The sequence below is a fragment of the Streptomyces sp. SDT5-1 genome (assembly GCF_052245995.1).
In the GTDB taxonomy this organism is placed as follows: domain Bacteria; phylum Actinomycetota; class Actinomycetes; order Streptomycetales; family Streptomycetaceae; genus Streptomyces.
On the sequence record NZ_CM125963.1, the window covers coordinates 6349090 to 6367448 of the forward strand.

Genomic DNA, 18359 nt, shown 5'->3' on the forward strand with positions numbered 1-18359 from the left:
CGTGGATGACCGTTGACGGCCACGGGTAGGGCCGCGCCCATGACACACGAGTCCTCGCAGCCCTTCCGCCTGCCCCGCTTCTACATGCCGTACCAGGCACGCCTCAACCCGCATCTGGACGAGGCGCGGGCCCATTCCACGGCCTGGGCGCGGGAGATGGGGATGCTGGAGGGCAGCGGCGTCTGGGACCAGGACGACCTCGACGCGCACGACTACGGGCTGCTGTGCGCGTACACGCACCCCGACTGCGACGGCCCGGCGCTCTCCCTGATCACCGACTGGTACGTGTGGGTCTTCTTCTTCGACGACCACTTCCTGGACATGTACAAGCGCACGAACGACCGGGAGGCCGGCAAGGCGCACCTGGAGCGGCTGCCGCTGTTCATGCCGATGGACCTCGACGCGGACGTGCCGGAGCCGCAGAACCCGGTCGAGGCGGGCCTGATCGACCTGTGGCGGCGCACCGTGCCCGCGATGTCGATGGACTGGCGGCGCCGCTTCGCCGAGTCCACCGAACACCTCCTGAACGAGTCGATGTGGGAGCTGTCCAACATCAACGAGGGCCGGATCGCCAACCCGGTCGAGTACATCGAGATGCGCCGCAAGGTCGGCGGCGCCCCCTGGTCGGCGGGCCTGGTGGAGTACGCGACCGCCGAAGTCCCCGCCTGCGTCGCGCAGTCGAGGCCGCTGCGCGTCCTCATGGAGACGTTCGCCGACGCCGTGCACCTGCGCAACGACCTGTTCTCGTACGAGCGCGAGGTCATGGACGAGGGCGAGCTGTCCAACGGCGTCCTGGTCCTTGAGACGTTCTTCGGCTGTTCCACCCAGGAGGCCGCCGAGGCGGTGAACGACGTGCTGACCTCGCGGCTGCACCAGTTCGAGCACACCGCCCTCACCGAAGTGCCCGCGCTGGCCGTCGAGAAGGGGCTCACCCCGGACGAGGTCGCGGCGGTCGGCGCCTACGCGCGCGGGCTCCAGGACTGGCAGTCCGGCGGCCACGAGTGGCACATGCGGTCGAGCCGCTACATGAACAAGGAGGCCGCCGCGGAGTCCGCGCCGGTCCTCGGCGGCCCGAGCGGCCTCGGGACGGCCGCCACGGACGTGCGGGCGCTGCTCGACGGCGTCGGCGCCGAACGGCTGCGCCGGTACACGCACGTGCCGTTCCAGAAGGTCGGCCCCGCCCTGATCCCCGACATCCACATGCCGTTCGCCCTGAGCCTCAACCCGGAGCTCGACGGGGCACGCGCGCGGCTGCTGCCCTGGACGCACCGCATGGGCATCCTCGGCGAGGGCGTCTGGGACGAGGACAAACTCCGCGCCTACGACCTGCCGTTGTGCGCCGCGGGCCTCGACCCCGACGGCACGCCCGAAGCCCTCGACCTCAGCTCCCAGTGGCTCGCCTGGGGCACCTACGGGGACGACTACTACCCGCTGGTCTTCGGGCACCGTCGCGACCTCGCCGCCGCCCGGCTGTGCACCACGCGGCTCTCCGCCTGCATGCCCGTCGACGGCCAGGAGATCCCGCCGCCGGCCAACGCCATGGAGCGCGGCCTCGCCGACCTGTGGCGGCGCACCACGGCCGACATGACACCGGAGCAACGGCAGACCCTGAAGGACGCCGTCGAGGTGATGACGGAGAGCTGGGTGTGGGAGGTCGCCAACCAGCTCCAGCACCGCGTCCCCGACCCCGTCGACTACTTGGAGATGCGCCGCGCCACCTTCGGCTCCGACCTCACCCTGAGCCTGTGCCGGATGGGCCACGGCCCCGCCGTGCCGCCGGAGATCTACCGGACGGGCCCGGTGCGCGCCCTGGAGAACTCGGCCATCGACTACGCGTGCCTGCTCAACGACGTGTTCTCGTACCAGAAGGAGATCGAGTACGAGGGCGAGATCCACAACGCGATCCTCGTCGTGCAGAACTTCTTCGGCGCCGACTACCCGACGGCGCTCGGCATCGTCAACGACCTCATGACGCAGCGCATGCGGCAGTTCCAGCACATCGTCGAGCACGAACTGCCCGTCCTCTACGAGGACTTCGGGCTCGGCCGCGACGCGCGCGCCGCCCTCGACGGCTACGTGGACGACCTCCGGAACTGGATGGCGGGCATCCTCAACTGGCACCGCAAGGTGGACCGTTACCGCGACGCGTGGCTCTCGCGGCGCGCCCACGGCTTCGTTCCCGGACGCGTACCGGCGCCTCCGGTTCCGTCCGGTTTCACAAACTCCACGTCCGGATTGGGCGATTCGGGGAACTTCACTGGGGCTCCGGCCGTCTTGTGAGGTGAGACGGCCGGAGACGGCCGCACAGGACGGCCGTTCGCGGTCGTACACGGGGAGTATGTGAGAACACACGGGGGTGTTCTTTTCATGACCGAAATCTTCGAGCGCATCACGGACCGGATCACCGGGGTCGAGGAGGCCGCGAGCGAGATCGCCGCGGCCGCCGTGGGGGAACTGGCGCCGTACGTGGCGCCGTTGACGGTGCCGCCGGTGCTGCGGCCCGACTCCGGTGACGTCCGACAGGAGACGGAGATCGCGCTGCGGCCCACGTGGCAGCGGCTCCACCCGCAGCTCCCACCGACACTGATGTGGGGCTACGAGGGGTCGGTGCCGGGGCCGACGATCGAGGTGCGGCGCGGGCAGCGCGTCCGCATCGCCTGGACCAACCGCATTCCCAAGGGCGGCGAGTACCCGGTGACGGCGGTGGAGGTGCCCAATCCGCCGGCCGTGCCGGGCGAGGACCCGCCGCCCCCGCTCAACACGCTGCCCGGCCGCGGCGGCGTCCCGGCCGACCAGGACGTCGCGGCCCTGCCCTCCTGGACCGTCACCCACCTGCACGGCGCCCAGACCGGCGGCGGCAACGACGGCTGGGCGGACAACGCGGTGGGCTTCGGCGACGCCCAGCTCGCCGAGTACCCGAACGACCACCAGGCGGTTCAGTGGTGGTACCACGACCACGCCATGAACATCACCAGGTGGAACGTGTTCACCGGCCTGTACGGCACGTACCTCGTGCGGGACGACGAGGAGGACGCCCTCGGGCTGCCCTCGGGGGAGCGGGAGATCCCGCTGCTGCTCGCCGACCGGAACCTGGACACGGACGAGGACGGTCGGCTCAACGGCAGGCTGCTGCACAAGACCGTGATCGTCGATCCGGCGAACGAGGAGACGGGCAAGCCCGTGACGCTCCCGTTCACCGGCCCGTACACGACGGTCAACGGGCGGATCTGGCCGTACGCGCGCGTGGACGCGGGCTGGTACCGCTTCCGCCTGGTGAACGCGTCGAACGCGCGGATCTACAACCTGGTGCTCATCGACGAGGACGGCGAGCCGCTGCCCGGCGTCGTGCACCAGATCGGCAGCGACGGCGGACTGCTGCCGCGGCCCGTGCCCGTCGACTTCGATGACGAGCTGCCGACACTGACGGTCGCGCCCGCCGAGCGGATGGACCTGCTGATCGACTTCGCGGCCCTCGCGGGCAAGCGGGTGCGGCTGGTCGACAAGGGGCGCAACGAGGCGCCCGGGGTGCCGGACGTGCCCGGAGACGTGCGCTATCCGCACGTCATGGAGTTCCGGGTCGGCGAGTGCGGCGACCCGGACCCGTTCGTGCTGCCCGAGGTGCTGTCCGGCTCCTTCCGGCGGCTCACGCACGACATCGAGCACGGCCACCGGCTGATCGTCCTGACGCCGCCCGCGACCAAGGGCGGCGGCGGACACCCGGAGATCTGGGAGATGGAGGACGTCACCGAGCAGGCGGACGACATCCAGGTGCCCTCCGACGGCGTCATCCAGCTCGTCGACGACAAGGGCGCGCTGAAGACGTACCGGCGGATCTCCCGGACCTTCAACGACGGGCTCGGCTTCAGCGTCGCCGAGGGCAGCCACGAGCAGTGGAGCTTCCTCAACCTCGCGGTGAACCCGCCGGTCGTGCACCCCATGCACATCCACCTGGCCGACTTCCAGATCCTCGGCCGGGACCGGTACGACGCCTCGGGCTTCGACGTCGAGGTGGGCGGCACCGTCAAGCCGGTCGCCTTCGACCCGGCGACGGTGGTGCCGCTGCCGCCCAACGAGCGGGGCCACAAGGACGTGTTCCGCGCCCTGCCCGGGCAGATGCTCCGCGTCATGGGGAAGTTCGACGGGGCGTACGGCCGGTTCATGTACCACTGCCACCTCCTCGAACACGAGGACATGGGCATGATGCGGCCCTTCGTGGTGCTGCCCGAGGAGGCCCTGAAGTTCGACCACGGGGCCGGGCACGGCGGCGGCCACGGTGGCCACAGCGGCCAAGGAGGCTGAGCGACCGGTCCGCGGCCGGTGAACCGCGGGGGGAGTGCCGGGTGTCCGCGTTCGAGCGGCCCCGGCACTCTCACTCGTTCGTGGATCGTCGCGGGCGTGCGCGGAGGGTAGGGCTCTGGCCGTGGAACAGACTGCGTTGCGCCCCAAGTCGATGCCGGGATCCGGCGGCCGCCGGACGTCGCCCGGCACACCGGGAGCGGGCCCCGAGGGCCCCGGAGGACCGTCCACCGCCCGGCGGCGCGGCAGGCGGGTGTGCGGCGCGCTCTGCGGGCTGCTCTGCGCGGTCCTGCTGGTGCTCGCCGGCCTCGGCCTCGGCACCATGGGCGCCACCGTCATCGGCATGGGCACGCTCGCCGACCTGAAGCGGCAGACCCCGCCCCAGGAGCAGCAGCCCGCGCCCCAGCAGCCGAGCGGCGCCGCCTCGACGGCCCCCGCCCCCGAGCCCGCCCCCACCGCGGGGCCCACCAAGGCACCCGTCCCGCCCCTCGTCGGCCGCGGCGGCCTCGGCGTGGAGGTCGTCGACGCCCCCAAGGGCTCCGGCGCCCTCGTCGTCGCCGTCCACGTTCCGGGCCCCGGCTACACCGGAGGGCTGGTCCGCGGCGACGTCCTCGTGGGCCTCGGCGGCGAGCGCATCGGCTCCGCGCTCGACCTCGCGGCGACCGTCGCCGACGCGGCGGAGGCCCGGCCGGGCCGCCAGGTCGTGGTCACTGTCCGGCACGCGAACGGGGAGCTGCAGAAGCTCGCCGTCACCCCCGGAGTCGTCACCTGAGTCACCTGACCCCCCGGTTCGGCGCGCGCCCCGCGCACGGCGCCTGAAATCATGGGCAGAGGTCGGTCTCGCGCCGCCCCGCGCCACCGGGCAGGATGGCTGCTCGTACGACGCCCGCGCCCCTCCGTACGAAAGGTCAGGACATGACGACCGGTACCCCCGCGCCCTTCACCGCAGCCGACTACAAGGCCCGCATGGACCGTGCCGCGCAGTCCGCCGCCGACGCGGGGCTCGCCGGAGTGCTGGTCGCCCCCGGCCCCGACCTCGTATGGCTCACCGGGTACCACGTGCCGGCCGACACCGAGCGGCTGACGCTCCTGGTGCTCGCGGCCGGACAGGAACCCACGCTCGTCGTGCCGACCCTGGAGGCGCCCGACGCCGCGAAGGCAGCCGGAGCCGACGCCATGACGCTGCGGGACTGGACCGACGGCAAGAACCCGTACGACGTCACGGCCCCGCTGCTCGACGTGGCGGGCCGCTTCGGCGTCAGCGACAACGCGTGGGCGATGCACCTGCTCGGCCTCCAGAAGACGCTCCCGGAGACGTCGTACGTATCGCTCACTGAGGCCCTGCCGATGCTGCGCGCCGTGAAGGACGCCGCCGAGCTCGAGCGCCTGGCCGCCGCGGGGGCCGCCGCCGACGCCACGTACGAGGAGATCAAGAAGGTCGCCTTCGCGGGCCGCGAGGAGAACGACATCGCCCGCGAACTGTCCGACCTGCTCAAGCGGTTCGGGCACTCCCAGGTCGACTTCACCGTCGTCGGCTCGGGGCCGAACGGCGCGAACCCGCACCACGAGGCGGGCGACCGCGTCATCCAGGACGGCGACATGGTGGTGCTCGACTTCGGCGGCCTCAAGCACGGCTACGGCTCCGACACCACCCGCACCGTGCACGTCGGCGAGCCCACCGACGAGGAGCGCCGGGTCCACGACATCGTGCGCGAGGCCCAGACCGCGGCCTGCGACGCGGTGAAGCCCGGGATCACCTGCCAGGACGTCGACCGGGTGGCCCGCAAGGTCATCACCGACGCCGGGTACGGCGAGTACTTCATCCACCGTACCGGGCACGGCATCGGCGTCACCACGCACGAACCGCCCTACATGATCGAGGGCGAGGAGCAGGAGCTGGTGCCCGGCATGTGCTTCTCCGTCGAACCCGGGATCTACCTCCCGGGCCGGTTCGGCGTCCGCGTCGAGGACATCGTGACCGTCACCGAGGACGGCGGCAGGCGCCTCAACGCGACGGCCCGCGAGCTGGCGATCGTGGGCTGAGCGACCATGCCGTCCACACCGGAGCAGCCGACCGCGGAAACGGTCCGTCGCGTTCTGGGGGCGCGGATCCCGGAGGGCGCCGCCGTCCGGGCCGCGGACGACCCGCCGTTCACCTGGTGGATCGGCGACACGCACGTGCTGCGGCTCGCGCAGGACAGGGCCGCGTCCGTGCGGCGCGCCAGGGAGCTGCGGCTGCGCGATCTCGTACGACCCCATGTGCCGGTCGCGGTGCCGACCGGCGTCGCGACGGGGGAGTGGGCGCCCGGCCTCGCGTACGCGCTCGACACCCGGCTGCCCGGCGCGACCGCGCAGGACCGCGAGGTCACCGCGGCGGGCGAGGAGAACCTGGCGGGGCTGCTCACCGCGCTGCGGTCGGTGCCGGTGGCCCGCGCCGCGCAGCTCGGTGTCCCGAAGGTGGCGCCGCGCTCCCTGGAGCAGCTCGGGCAGCAGGCGGGACCCGCCGCCCAGAAGCTGGACGCCAAGGGCGAGTTCGACGCGGAACGCCTTCGGCAGCTGACCGCCCAGGCCGTCGCGCAGCTCGGCCCGCAGGGCGATCCGGTCCTCGTCCACCACGGCCTGTCCGGCGAACACCTGATCGTGACGCCGGACGGCCGCGTGACGGGCGCCCTCGGCTGGGGCGACGCCCGGATCGGCGACCCAGCCGAGGACATCGCGGGCCTCGCCGCGGCCGTCGGCGCGCGGGCGGCCGTGCGCTCCGCGACGCTCGCGGGCTACGGTCCGCGCTCCTGTCTGCGGGGCCTGTGGCTCGGCCGCTGCGACGCGGTGGTCCGGCTCGCCGAGGGCCTCGGCGGCGCCACGGCGAGCCCCCTGGGGCTGCTGCGGGTACGGCTCGAGCGGGTCTGGGAGCCGATCCTCCTCGAACTCGTCTCGGACGGCTGACCCGCTCCCGCCCCCACGCGCCTTCCTACGGGGCCACGGCGATCACGCACGACTCCGCAGGCACGGTCAGGACGCCGTCCCCGCCCGGCAGCTCCACCGGCTCCCACGCCGCCAGCAGCCGCGCCACCGGCCGCCCCAGCGGGATCGACACCGGCGCGTCCGACAGGTTCACCGCGATCCGCAGATCGCCGCGCCGGTACGCGATCCACCGCGCCCCCTCGTCGTACGCGACCTTGACCGCCGCCAGGTCCGGGTCCTGGAGGTCGGGGCGGGCGCGGCGCAGCGCGATGAGCTCGCGGTACCACGTGAGCACGCGCGCGTGGTGGCCCGTTTCGCGCTCCTCCCAGTTCAGGCAGGAGCGCTCGCGGGTGGCCGGGTCCTGCGGGTCGGGCACGTCCTCCTCGGCCCAGCCGTGCGCCGCGAACTCACGCCGCCTGCCCTTGCGCACGGCGTCCGCGAGGGCCGGGTCCGTGTGGTCGGTGAAGTACTGCCAGGGCGTGCTCGCCGCCCACTCCTCGCCCATGAACAGCATCGGCGTGAACGGACCCGTGAGCACGAGCGTCGCCGCGCACGCGAGCAGCCCGGGGGAGACGAGCGCGCCGAGCCGCTCGCCCTGCGCCCGGTTGCCGATCTGGTCGTGGGTCTGCGTGTAGGCGAGCAGCCGGTGCGCGGGGACGGCGGCCCGGTCGAGCGGGCGGCCGTGGCGGCGGCCCCGGAACGTCGAGTACGTGCCGTCGTGGAAGAAGCCGTGCGTGAGCGTCTTGGCGAGCGCGGCCATCGGGGCGCGCGCGAAGTCGCCGTAGTAGCCCTGCCGTTCACCGGTGACGGCCGCGTGCACGGCGTGGTGCACGTCGTCGTTCCACTGCGCGTGCAGGCCGAGGCCGCCCTCCGCGCGCGGGGTGATGACGCGCGGGTCGCCGAGGTCGGACTCGCCGACCAGGAACAGCGGCCGGCCCAGCTCGTCCGAGAGCGCGTCGACCGCGGCGGACAGCTCCTCGAGGAACGGCAGGGCCCGCCGGTCGTGGAGTTCGTGGATCGCGTCGAGCCGCAGCCCGTCGAGCCGGTAGTCCCGCAGCCAGGCGAGCGCGCTGTCGATCAGGTACGCGCGCACCTCGTCGGAGCCGGCCGCGTCCAGGTTCACCGCGCTGCCCCACGGCGTGTGGTGGGTGTCCGTGAAGTACGGGCCGAACGCGGGCAGATGGTTGCCGGAGGGCCCGAGGTGGTTGTGCACCACGTCGAGGACGACACCGAGCCCGTGCTCGTGCGCGCTGTCGACAAAGCGCTTCAGGGCCTCGGGGCCGCCGTACGGCTCGTGCACGGCCCACAGGTCGACCCCGTCGTACCCCCAGCCGTGCCGCCCCGGCATCGGACACAGCGGCATCAGCTCCACGTGCGTGACACCCAGGTCGGCGAGGTGCCCGAGCCGCTCGGCCGCCGCGTCGAGCGTGCCCTGCGCCGTGTACGTGCCCACGTGCAGCTCGTACAGGACGGCGCCGGTCAGGCCGCGCCCCGGCCACTCCGTGCGCCACGCGTACCGCCGGTGGTCGACGACGGCGCTCAGGCCGTCGGGTCCCTCGGGCTGGCGCCGCGAGCGCGGGTCGGGCAGCACCGGGCCGCCGTCCACCGCGAAGCCGTACCGGGCGCCGTCGGCGGCGTCGGCCCGGCCCGACCACCACCCGTCGCCGCGGTACGGGTCGCGCGACAACGCGCGCGTGGTGCCCTGTTCGTCCTCCGCACCCCTCAAGTGGAGTGCTACCTGCTCGGCCTGTGGTGCCCACACCTCGAACTGCACGGACCGTTCCCCCTTGTGACCGGATGCCTGCCGACAGTGACGGATGATCCCCATGGTGCGTCAGTTGTGATCGTCGCGGGGCGGTTTCGGCCCGCTGGGGCGCGTGTCACACGAAGTGGAGGCACCCCACCGGGGCGATGCGGGCCCGCCGGGTCCCGGTTTTCTGGACACTTCGGCCTCCGCTGCCCGACAATTCCCTTTGTGACGTCCTCTTTTGAACACCACACGTACCCGGCTCGGCTGTCCGACGCCGAGCGGGACCGTGCGCTGAAGGTGCTCAGGGACGGCGTCGCCCTCGGCCGCCTCTCGCACGACACGTTCGTGCGCCGCATGGAGCTGGTGCTCTCGGCCCGCAGGACCGAGGAGCTCGACCGGCTCACCGCCGATCTGCACCAGGAGAGCGCCTGGTCGCGGGCGCTGTTCGGCGCCGTCGGCGCGGTCTCCGGGTTCACCGTGAAGCTGCGCACCGCGTGGACGACGGAGCGGCTGCCCCGGCTCCAGCTGCCCTCGCTCACCTCCCCGTACCCGCTGCGCATCGGCCGCGACCCGGCCAACGGGCTGCGGCTGAGCCACGACACCGTCTCGCGGGTGCACGCCGAGCTGAGCAGCCAGGGCGGCCGCTGGGTGCTGCGCGACCTCGGGTCCACCAATGGCACGGCGGTGAACGGGCGCAGGGTGATCGGCGTGGCCGTCGTCAGGGACGGCGACCAGGTCTCCTTCGGGCGCATGGCGTTCCGGCTGTCCGCCGACTGACTCCCGGGGCGCGTGCTCACCCGCGCGCGTGCCGCACCGCCGCCACCGTCGTCCGCGCCTGATGCTCTATCTGGTGGGCCACCGGCACCCACCGCGCCCCGAACCGCTCGGCGTACGCCTCGCACCACCGCGTGACCAGCGCGTCGAGCCGGGGCGCCGCCCGGTCGCCCGCCTCCTCCAGGACCCGCAGCAGCATCGCCGCGGCCCGCAGCGGAAGGCGCCGGGCGAACGCGTCGATGCTCCCGACGTACGCCATCGTGGCGTCCGGCGGCGGCGGTTGCACCCAGTCGTCCGCGAGCCCCGGCACCAGGCCGAGGGCCCAGCGCGCGGCGCCGAGCAGCGGCCCTCCGGTGTCCGGCAGCCGCGGCAGGGCCTCCGCGAGGATGTCCTCCACGAGCCGCGTGTCCCTGCTCAGCCGGGCCGAAAGCCGCCGCAGCGCCCGCTCGGGCGCCGGATGCGGGGCCGGGTCGTCCACCAGGTCGCTCGCCCACATCGGGACCTCCACGATCGCCGTGGAGCCGCCGTAGCGATGCGCGTGGTGCCACGTCGAAAGGCGCGCGTCGTCGGGCAGGCTCGGGAACGCGGCCTGCGCGTCCAGGTCCGGCATCACATGGACACCGCGCCCCGACGTCGGCCAGCCCGCCGCGTCCGAGGCGCCCGTCTCCACCGGTATGTGCAGCTCGGCGGCCGACTTGGCGAACGGCTCGGCGAGCCCCGGTATGTCCCGCGTCAACTGCACCCAGCTGCCGCCCAGTTCGGTGCCGTGCAGCGACACCTGGAGGTAGGGCCGCACCTCGTCGATCACCCCGACCAGCGTCCGCGTCTCGGGCGGCAGCCGGTCGGGCGGCAGCACGGAGGGCGACCACTCCGGCTGCTCCGCGCCCGTGGGCCGGAAGAAGCCCCGGTGGTAGTCGAGCAGCGTGCGCGGCTGCGGGGCGTTGTGCAGGGCCGCCCCGTCCGGGTCCGCGCACAGCAGGAAGTGCCAGGACCTGTCGGTGCGCAACTCCCGGTCGAAGAGCGCCTTTTCGGCCAGGTGCAGCGCCGTGGAGCCGCCCGTCGGCTCGTTGGCGTGCGCTCCCGCCACGATGAGGACGGCGCGCCGGTCGTGCCCGACCGACAGCAGATGCAGGGGGCGCCCCCCACGCGACGTTCCGACCTGGCGTAGACGACACAGGTCGGGTCGGTGAGACGTCAGCTCCCGCGCTGACCGGACCAACTCGGCCGAGGTGGGGTACCGCTGCTCCGTCAGGTGACTCACCCCCGTTGGTGCTCCCGGCGTCAGCAATCCGCAGTACCCCATGCTCCGCTCCATGTGTCAAGAAGGCCTGTACCGCGGCCCCTGGCCGCCCGACAGGAGGGAAAACGCGCCACCGCGACCCCGCGCAGGTCAGACCCGTGCGTCACGCCCGGTCACCGCTGTCACTCGGACGGCGGATCGAAGACTGCGTGCAGTGGATCCCGGTGGTGCGCTGGGAGGAGCCGCGCGCAGCGACCGGTGCGCGCACCGGTACAGAGTGGAGTCCCGCGGTGCTGTGCCCTTCCGGACCGGTCTCGTATCCCGACGCACCCGGGTCCTACCCGCGCGCGGGGGCCGCGACGCAGGTCCCGAGCCTCGTGGCGCCCGGGATCGTCGACGACCCGTTCCCCCTGTACCGCACGCTGCGGGCCAGGCATCCGCTGCACCACGACGAGCCGTTCGGCGCGTGGCTGCTCAGTCGCTACGCCGACGTCGGCGCGGCGCTCGCCGATCCCCGCCTGGTGGCCCCGCCGCCCGGCCGCACCCTGACCCATCTGGAATCGGCCACGCACACGGCCCACCGCGCGCTCCTCGCACCGGCCCTCCAGGAACGCGCGCTCGACGCCTTGAAAGCGGGCGTCGAACGCACCGCCTACGTGCTCGCGCGCCGCATCGCCCGCCGCGACGAGGCCGACCTCGTCGAGGAGTTCTGCCACTGGCTGCCCGCCGTAGCCGTCGTCCGCGCGCTCGGCCTGCCCTACGAGGGCACCGCGCACGTCGCCGCCCTGTGCCGCGCGGGCCTCACCCACCTGGGCGGTGCCCCCGAGGCCCTGGACGTTTTCCTGCGCCCGCACATCGTCCGCCGCCGCGCCCACCCCACGGACGACCTCCTGGGCGCCCTGTGCGCCGCGCGGACCGACGGGAGGCCGCTGTCCGACGAGACGGTGTGCGGGCTCGCCGCGACGTTCCTCGGCGCCGGCGGCCACACCACCGGCAGGGCACTCGCCGCGCTCCTCGCCAACCTCCTCGACCACCCCGAGCAACTGGCGCTCGTACGGGCCGGACCCGAACTCGCCGACGCCGCCTGGGCCGAGTCGCTGCGCCGCGACCCCGCCGCCCACATCGTCCTGCGCCGCGCCACGGAACCGGTGCGGGTGAGCGGCGGCACGATACCGGCGGGCGCCACGGTCGCCTGCCTGATGGGCGCGGCGGGCCGGGACCCCGACCGGTTCCCCGACCCGGACCGCTACGACCTGTTCCGCACGGACCCCGGAGGGCTCGCCTTCGGCGCGGGGCGGCACCGCTGCCCCGGCGCCCGGCTCGCCCGCCTCACCGCCGACGCGGGACTGCGCGCCCTGCTGACGGAGCTGCCCGCGATGACCTGGGCCCCGGGCTTCAGGCCCGTCGGCACGGGCCTGCTCACCCGTTCTCCGGCTGCCCTTCGGGTACGTCTGGGGTGAGCGCCGGCACGTCGTCGGCGCGCACGAGGAGGGCGACCGGAAGCCGCTCGAAAAGCTCCGCCACGCGCGCGTGGCCGCTGAAGCGGTGCTTCGGGGCGAGCAGGTCCGCCCACTCGCCCTCGGGGAGCGGCAGTTCGGTGTCCCGCCAGCCCCCGGCGTCCGCGAGCCGCAGCGACAGACGGGTCACCGCGACGACGACACGGCCCGCGCGGGCGTACGCGAGGCAGTGCGCCGCGGCGGGGCCGCGGGCGGCGAGCGGCTCGTAGGCGGCGGCCCCGCCGAACCATTCGGGCCGCGCGCGGCGCAGGCGCAGCGCCGTCCGGGTGAGCGCTTCCTTGATGCTCTCCTTGTCGTCAGAAGCACTCTTCTTGTCGTCCGAAGCGCTCTTCGCGATCCGCAGGGGCGCCCGGTTGTCCGGGTCCACCAGGGCCCGGTACTCGTGCTCGGTCCCCTGGTAGACGTCCGGCACGCCCGGCATCGTGAGGTGGACGAGGGCGCCGCCCCAGATGTTCGCCCGCACGTGCGGCTCCAAGGCGTCCATGAAGCGCAGCACTTCATCGCCCGGTGGACCGCACGGCCCCGCCGCCACGAAGTCCGCCACCGCCCGCTCGTAGTCCGCGTCCTGCTCCGTCCACGTCGTGAACAGGCCCGCCTCGCGCGCGTGCTTGAGCATCGCCTGCTGGACGCGTTCGGGCTCCGCGGGGCCGAGCCCGGCCACCGTCTGCCAGGCGGCCCACGCCAGTTGGGGGCCGGGGGCGTCGGCATCGCCGCCGCGCGCGGTCGGCCCGGCGATCCGGGTGAGCAGCGCCTCCCACTCCTCGGGGCACTGCGTGAGCACGGAGATCCCGGCGCGGACGTCGGCGCTGCGCTTGGTGTCGTGCGTCGAGAGCACCGTGGACGTGCCGGGCCAGTCGCGCGCGATGCGCGCGCAGTACGCGTGGAACGCCTCGGGCGACACGGCGGGCTCGCCCGGCGAGCCGCCCACCTCCAGCGCCGAGAGCAGCGGCGTGAACCGGTAGAAGGCGGTGTCCTCCACCGACTTGGCGTGCAGCGCCGACGCGGTCTGCGCGAACCGGGCGAAGAACCCCGCGCTCCCTTCGCGGCGCCCGAGCGCGAGCTCCCGCACCGTGTCGACCGCGGCCGCCTCTTCGGGCACCGCGAACGCGGCCCGCGCCTCGTCGGCCGCCGATGCCGTCAGAACCGTCTCAGGGGCGTCGCCACCGCGCGCGTAGGGCCGGTACACAGGAACCCGCACCAGCAGCTCGCACAGGGCCGTACGCAGCGCCCAGGGCGCGTGATCGCGCGTCAGTGGATCGGCCGCGCACAGCGCCTGCGCCTCGCGGGTCAGGCGGTCCACCTCGGCCGCCAGATCGTGCGAGACGACCCGCCGCGCGGCCTGCCGCGCCGTCGCCTCCCACTGGCCGCCCCTGTCGTCCGCCGCTCCGGTGAACCGCCGGAAGGAGCCCAGGAGTTGTTCGGCGCCCGCCGGATCCGTCAACAGGCCGTCGACGTGCCGCAGCGCGTCGTACCCGGTCGTGCCGGCGACGGGCCACGCGGCCGGCAGCCGCTCGTCGTCCTGGAGGATCTTCTCGACGACGGTCCACCGGCCGCCGCTCGCCTCGCTGAGCCGCCGCAGATAGCCGCCCGGGTCGGCGAGCCCGTCGGGGTGGTCGATCCGCAGCCCGTCGACCACGCCCTCGCGCAGCAGCCCGAGCACGGTGTCGTGCGTCGCCGCGAAGACCTCCGGGTCCTTCACGCGCACGGCGATCAGGTCCGAGATCGTGAAGAAGCGCCGGTAGTTCAGCTCGGTGCGGGCGAGACGCCACCAGCAGAGCCGGTACCACTGGGCCTCCAGGAGTTCCGGCAGCGGCAGCGAGGCGGTGCCCTCCCGCAGCGGGAACGCGTGCTCGTAGTAGCGCAGTACGTCGCCGTCCACCGACAGGTGCTCCAGCTCCGCGCCCACCGGCCCGCCGAGCACCGGCAGCAGCAGCCGCCCGCCGTGCGCCGCCCAGTCGATGTCGAACCAGCGCGCGTACGGCGACGTGGGGCCCTCGCGCAGCACCTCGTAGAGCACCCGGTTGTGCGACACGGACGCCGCCATATGGTTGGGCACCAGGTCCACGATCAGGCCGAGACCGTGCGCGTGGGCCGTCCGGGCGAGCTCCCGCAGCCCCTCCTCCCCGCCCAGCTCGGCGCGCACGCGCGCGTGGTCCACCACGTCGTAGCCGTGCGTCGACCCCGGCACCGCCTCGAGGATCGGCGACAGATGCAGATGGGAGACCCCCAGGGAGGCCAGCCGGGGCACGGCCGCCGCCGCGTCGGCGAACCCGAAGCCGGGTTGCAGCTGGATCCGGTAGGTGGCGGTCGGCGTCGCGCGCGGCGACGGGTGCGGAGACGTCATGCGAACCTACGTACCCGCACCGCCGCCTTTCGTGTCATCGGCGCATGCGTGCACGCGCGCGTGCCTCGTTAACGTCGGAAGATGCCTGGTACATCCAACAAGGCCGAGGGAACGCTCGACTCGTACCGCAGGGTGCTCGCGGCGACCGGGCGGGCGCTGCCCGTCGTGTCGTTCCTCGGGCGGCTGCCGGTCGCGGTGATCCAGTTCGGCAGCGTCCTCCTGGTGACCCGTACCAGCGGCTCCCTCGCCACCGGGGGCGTCGTCGCCTGCGGCCTCGCGCTCGGCCAGGTGGCCATGGGGCCCTTCGTCGGGCGGCTCGCGGACCGGCGGGGCCAGCGGCCCGTCGTCCTCGCCTTCGCGCTGCTCAACGGGCTCGCGATCGCCGCCTACACGCTCGGCGCGCTGGCCGGGCTCCCGACGGCCGCCCTGATCGCCCTCGGCGTCCTCGCGGGCGCCACCGTGCCCGGCATCGGGCCGCTCGCGCGCGCCCGCGGGGTCGCCCTCGTGCGCCGCGAAGGGGGCGAAGCCGACGAGCGGGTCGTGAACGCCGTGCTGTCGCTGGAGTCGACCATGGACGAGCTCAGCTTCGTCCTCGGCCCCGCCCTCATCGGCATCGCCTCCGTGGTGGCCCACCCCGCCTACGCGTTCGGCGCGGCGGCGCTCCTCGTCGCCGCCTGCGGCACCGCGTTCGCGCTGCACCCGACCGCCACGGCCGTACCGCCCGCGCCCGCCGGCACCCGACCACGCGCGCGTGCCGACAGGCCCCGGCTGCCCCGCCAGGTCCACATAGTGCGCGCCGGGCTCGTCCTCCTCGGCATCCTGCTCGGCGGCTGCGGCGCCGGGATCACCGCGCTGACCGACGAGCTGGGCCACGGCGACCAGGCGGGGCTCGTCTACGCCGCGATGGGCGTCATGAGCGCCGTCGTCGGCCTGTCCATGGCGGCGGTGCCCGCCCGGTTCACGCTGCGGGCCCGCTGGCGCGTCGCCACGGCGGCCGCCGCCGTCCTCTCGTTGCCGCTCCTTGTCACGGACGACATGCCGCTCCTCTACGTCGCCGTGACCGTCTTCGGCGCCCTGTTCGCCCCCAACCTGATCACCGGCTTCGGGCTCACCGAGCAGGCCGTGCCGCGCGAACGGCTCGGCGAGGGCATGACCGTGGCCGTCAGCGCCTTTGTCGGCGGGCAGGCCGTCACGCTCGCCGTCGCGGGCCGTCTCGCGCAGTCCCACGGGGCCGTGGCGGCCTTCGCGGTGGGCAGCCTGGCCGCCGCCCTCGCCTTCCTCGTCGCGCTGCGCGTACGGCCCCTGAGCGCCCCGGGAGAGGCGGCTACGCCGGCCGTTGCAGCACCGTGAGGCTGCGGCCCTCGACCGAGATCCGGTCGCCCGCCTGCACCTTCAGGCCCTCGCCCGGAGCGAGCCCGGCCGGCTGCGCCGTGTCCACGACCGCCTGCCACTGACGGCCGTGGTCGACGGGGACCACGAACTCCGTCGGCTCGGGCGACGCGTTGAACAGCAGCAGGAACGAGTCGTCCTGGATGCGCTCGCCGCGCGCGCCGGGCTCCGAGATCGCGTTGCCGTTGAGGAACACCGAAAGGGAGCGCGCCTGCGCCGCGCCCCAGTCCCGCTGCGTCATCTCCTCGCCCTCGGGCGTGAACCACGCGATGTCCGACAGGTCGTCGTGCGTGCCCTCCACCGGGCGGCCGTGGAAGAAACGACGCCTGCGGAACACCGGATGGTCGCGGCGAAGCCGCACCATCGCGCGCGTGAACTCCAGGAACGGATCGGGCGCGCCGTCCGGATCGGCCCAGCGCACCCACGACAACTCGTTGTCCTGGCAGTACGCGTTGTTGTTGCCCTCCTGGGTGCGCCCGAACTCGTCGCCGTGGCTGAGCATCGGTACACCCTGCGACAACATCAGCGTGGCGACGAAGTTGCGCATCTGACGGCCTCGTAGGTCGAGCACCGCCGCGTCGTCCGTCTCGCCCTCCGCGCCGCAGTTCCACGACCGGTTGTGGCTCTCGCCGTCCCGGTTGCCCTCGCCGTTGGCGTCGTTGTGCTTGTCGTTGTACGACACCAGGTCGCGCAGGGTGAAACCGTCGTGGCAGGTCACGAAGTTGATGGACGCCAAGGGGCGGCGCCCGTCGTCCTGGTAGAGGTCGGACGAGCCGGTCAGCCGGCCCGCGAACTCGGCGAGCGTGCGCGGTTCGCCGCGCCACAGGTCGCGCACGGTGTCGCGGTACTTGCCGTTCCACTCGGTCCACAGGGGCGGGAAATTGCCCACCTGGTAGCCGCCCTCACCGACGTCCCAGGGCTCCGCGATCAGCTTCACCCGCGACACCACCGGGTCCTGCTGCACCAGGTCGAAGAACGACGACAGCCGGTCCACCTCGTGGAACTGCCGCGCGAGCGTGGCGGCGAGGTCGAAGCGGAACCCGTCGACGTGCATCTCCTCGACCCAGTAGCGCAGCGAATCCATGATCATCTGGAGCACGTGCGGGGACCGCATCAGCAGCGAATTGCCGGTCCCCGTGGTGTCCATGTAGTAGCGCGGATCATCGGTCAGCCGGTAGTACGACGGGTTGTCGAGCCCCTTGAAGGACAGCGTCGGACCGAGGTGGTTCCCCTCGGCCGTGTGGTTGTAGACGACGTCCAGAATGACTTCGATTCCGGCCTGGTGCAGGGCCCGTACCGCCGACTTGAACTCCAGGACCTGCTCGCCGCGGTCGCCCCACGACGCGTACGTGTTGTGCGGGGCGAAGAAGCCGATCGTGTTGTAGCCCCAGTAGTTGTTCAGGCCCATCTCGACCAGCCGGTGGTCGTTCACGAACTGGTGCACCGGCATCAACTCGAGCGCGGTCACTCCCAGTTCGGTGAGGTGGTCGATGATCGCCGGGTGGGCCAGCGCCGCGTACGTGCCGCGCAGCTCGTCCGGAAGCGCCGGATGCCGCATCGTCAGGCCCTTCACATGGGCCTCGTAGATCACCGTCTCGTGGTACTCGGTGCGCGGCAGCCGGTCGTCGCCCCAGTCGAAGTACGGGTTGACCACCACCGACGCCATCGTGTGCGGCGCCGAGTCGAGATCGTTCCGCTCGTCCGGGGCGTCGAACGGGTAGCCGTACACCGCCTCGTCCCAGTCGATCCGCCCGCTGATCGCGCGCGCGTACGGGTCGAGCAGCAGCTTCGCCGAGTTGCAGCGCAGCCCGCGCGCGGGGTCGTACGGGCCGTGCACCCGGTACCCGTAGCGCTGCCCCGGCATGATCCCCGGCAGATACGCGTGCCGCACGAAGGCATCGGCCTCCCGCAGCTCCACCGCGGTCTCGGAGCCGTCGTCGTGCAGCAGACACAGCTCGATTCGGTCGGCGGCCTCCGAGAAGACCGCGAAGTTCGTTCCGGCGCCGTCGTACGAGGCACCCAGCGGATACGCCTGTCCAGGCCAGACCTGCATGCTGACGACCTTTTCACTTCCGGCCCGGGGACCCG

General features: G+C 73.3%; 12 protein-coding genes. 8 read left to right on the top strand and 4 right to left on the bottom strand.

All coding sequences use genetic code 11. The features are described from left to right. Positions 1 to 39 precede the first annotated feature (39 nt). The 5 genes from cyc2 (at position 40) to ACTWJ8_RS29205 (ending at position 7239) form a co-directional block, all read left to right on the top strand. The gene (gene cyc2, locus ACTWJ8_RS29185; RefSeq protein ID WP_443260682.1) at positions 40 to 2280 is read left to right on the top strand and encodes a germacradienol/geosmin synthase Cyc2; all 2241 of its coding nucleotides are present in this window, start codon (positions 40 to 42) and stop codon (positions 2278 to 2280) included. An 87-nt stretch (positions 2281 to 2367) separates the two neighbouring features. Beyond that, complete coding sequence (gene phsA / locus ACTWJ8_RS29190) at positions 2368 to 4299, top strand: O-aminophenol oxidase PhsA (protein ID WP_443260683.1); 1932 nt, start codon at positions 2368 to 2370, stop codon at positions 4297 to 4299. Positions 4300 to 4420: 121 nt separating this feature from the next. After that, the gene (locus tag ACTWJ8_RS29195; RefSeq protein WP_443260684.1) at positions 4421 to 5068 is read left to right on the top strand and encodes a PDZ domain-containing protein; all 648 of its coding nucleotides are present in this window, start codon (positions 4421 to 4423) and stop codon (positions 5066 to 5068) included. A 143-nt stretch (positions 5069 to 5211) separates the two neighbouring features. Continuing rightward, positions 5212 to 6339: an aminopeptidase P family protein gene (locus ACTWJ8_RS29200; RefSeq protein ID WP_356378648.1), complete on the top strand. Its 1128-nt coding sequence runs from the start codon at positions 5212 to 5214 to the stop codon at positions 6337 to 6339. A gap of 6 nt (positions 6340 to 6345) precedes the next feature. After that, positions 6346 to 7239: an aminoglycoside phosphotransferase family protein gene (locus ACTWJ8_RS29205; protein WP_356378651.1), complete on the top strand. Its 894-nt coding sequence runs from the start codon at positions 6346 to 6348 to the stop codon at positions 7237 to 7239. A 25-nt stretch (positions 7240 to 7264) separates the two neighbouring features. Here ACTWJ8_RS29205 and treZ read toward each other — a convergent pair whose 3' ends face one another. Further along, entirely contained in the window at positions 7265 to 9031 is a 1767-nt protein-coding gene (treZ, locus tag ACTWJ8_RS29210) for a malto-oligosyltrehalose trehalohydrolase (protein WP_443260685.1), read from the bottom strand. Positions 9032 to 9232: 201 nt separating this feature from the next. On the opposite strand from treZ, the gene ACTWJ8_RS29215 reads away from it, so the two are divergent. Further along, positions 9233 to 9784, top strand: coding sequence for a DUF1707 and FHA domain-containing protein (locus ACTWJ8_RS29215; protein WP_356378656.1), 552 nt, complete (start codon positions 9233 to 9235; stop codon positions 9782 to 9784). 16 nt (positions 9785 to 9800) lie between these two features. On the opposite strand, the gene ACTWJ8_RS29220 is transcribed toward ACTWJ8_RS29215, so the two are convergent. Beyond that, positions 9801 to 11042, bottom strand: coding sequence for a M14 family zinc carboxypeptidase (locus tag ACTWJ8_RS29220; protein WP_443260686.1), 1242 nt, complete (start codon positions 11040 to 11042; stop codon positions 9801 to 9803). Between the two features lie 356 nt (positions 11043 to 11398). On the opposite strand from ACTWJ8_RS29220, the gene ACTWJ8_RS29225 reads away from it, so the two are divergent. Continuing rightward, on the top strand, positions 11399 to 12481 hold the full coding sequence (locus ACTWJ8_RS29225) for a cytochrome P450 (protein ID WP_443260687.1): 1083 nt from the start codon (positions 11399 to 11401) through the stop codon (positions 12479 to 12481). On the opposite strand, the gene treY is transcribed toward ACTWJ8_RS29225, so the two are convergent. Further along, positions 12441 to 14882 carry a malto-oligosyltrehalose synthase gene (treY, locus tag ACTWJ8_RS29230; protein ID WP_443260688.1) on the bottom strand — a complete coding sequence of 814 codons (2442 nt, stop codon included), beginning with the start codon at positions 14880 to 14882 and terminating at the stop codon, positions 12441 to 12443. The two genes, ACTWJ8_RS29225 and treY, sit on opposite strands and share 41 nt — an antisense overlap. Positions 14883 to 14963: 81 nt before the next feature. On the opposite strand from treY, the gene ACTWJ8_RS29235 reads away from it, so the two are divergent. Then, positions 14964 to 16232, top strand: a complete 1269-nt coding sequence (locus ACTWJ8_RS29235) for an MFS transporter (RefSeq protein ID WP_443260689.1) — start codon at positions 14964 to 14966, stop codon at positions 16230 to 16232. Here the strand turns inward: ACTWJ8_RS29235 and glgX are convergent. Continuing rightward, positions 16207 to 18324 carry a glycogen debranching protein GlgX gene (gene glgX / locus ACTWJ8_RS29240; protein WP_356378671.1) on the bottom strand — a complete coding sequence of 706 codons (2118 nt, stop codon included), beginning with the start codon at positions 18322 to 18324 and terminating at the stop codon, positions 16207 to 16209. The two genes, ACTWJ8_RS29235 and glgX, sit on opposite strands and share 26 nt — an antisense overlap. Positions 18325 to 18359: the final 35 nt, after the last annotated feature.

Excerpts from the sequence above, each read along its gene's own strand:
- cyc2 (WP_443260682.1), top strand. The coding sequence starts at position 40 with ATGACACACGAGTCCTCGCAGCCCTTCCGCCTGCCCCGCTTCTACATG.
- ACTWJ8_RS29235 (WP_443260689.1), top strand. The coding sequence starts at position 14,964 with ATGCCTGGTACATCCAACAAGGCCGAGGGAACGCTCGACTCGTACCGC.
- ACTWJ8_RS29200 (WP_356378648.1), top strand. The coding sequence starts at position 5,212 with ATGACGACCGGTACCCCCGCGCCCTTCACCGCAGCCGACTACAAGGCC.
- glgX (WP_356378671.1), bottom strand. The coding sequence starts at position 18,324 with ATGCAGGTCTGGCCTGGACAGGCGTATCCGCTGGGTGCCTCGTACGAC.
- treY (WP_443260688.1), bottom strand. The coding sequence starts at position 14,882 with ATGACGTCTCCGCACCCGTCGCCGCGCGCGACGCCGACCGCCACCTAC.
- ACTWJ8_RS29205 (WP_356378651.1), top strand. The coding sequence starts at position 6,346 with ATGCCGTCCACACCGGAGCAGCCGACCGCGGAAACGGTCCGTCGCGTT.
- phsA (WP_443260683.1), top strand. The coding sequence starts at position 2,368 with ATGACCGAAATCTTCGAGCGCATCACGGACCGGATCACCGGGGTCGAG.